General features: G+C 37.5%; 1 protein-coding gene. It reads right to left on the bottom strand.

Annotation, left to right across the window (positions count from 1 at the left end):
- Window positions 1–180: 180 nt before the first annotated feature.
- Window positions 181–603, bottom strand: coding sequence for a Fur family transcriptional regulator (locus ACYQ2O_RS12495; protein ID WP_459796739.1), 423 nt, complete (start codon window positions 601–603; stop codon window positions 181–183).
- Window positions 604–803: the final 200 nt, after the last annotated feature.

Raw genomic sequence — 803 nt, 5'->3', positions numbered from 1 at the left:
TTGATTCATAAGAAGACCTCTTTTCTGGATTTGTGGTTATCTCTAGATTAAGGGTCTTCTTTCTTTTTGTCTACTTTAATTTCTTGCCCTACTATTTTACTTTCCGACAACTATTTTACACATAGCCCAAAATTAAATATGGACAAAATGTAAACACTCTCACTCACTATACTCTGATGATCAGACGGCGACACAGCAGTCTGCACATTTTCCAAACAATTCAAATCGATGAGATGTGACTTCACAACCTGGTAGCTGCCCCTGGAACATATCCATCGGGCACATCTCAAGTTCACGCGTCTGCCCGCATTCGGTACAGATAAAATGATGGTGATGTCCGTGTACATCACAGCTGGAACGAAATAGTTTTTCCCCGTTCAGTTCTGTCTCTTCAACAACGGACAATTCTACAAATGTGTGAAGATTGCGGTAAATAGTGTCAGGACTTATGCCCGGGAACATTTCTTTCACGTGATCCTGGACTTCTTTAGCAGACATATACTTTTTTTTGTTATATAGAATTTCCAGTATTCGCTGTCTTTTCCCTGTCGTCTTGTAACCATTCCGTTTCAGTGTTCTAACGGCTTGTTCAAAAGCTGTCAACAGAATCGCTTCCTTTTCTAATTTCTATCTTTCAGTATATCGGAAATGTCTAATTTTTCAAGGAACATTTTTTTTTTGAATTTACCCTTTTTACACTAAATATCCACTATTGCATGTAATTAGAAAACCTGTATTCGTTAATTCCTCATTTTTAGCAATTATGTTTAAAAATAGCCATGCAAATGAAACGCCCATATGCG

The sequence above is a fragment of the Alkalibacterium sp. m-11 genome (genome assembly GCF_054658155.1).
This window is presented reverse-complemented; position numbering and strand designations above follow the sequence as displayed.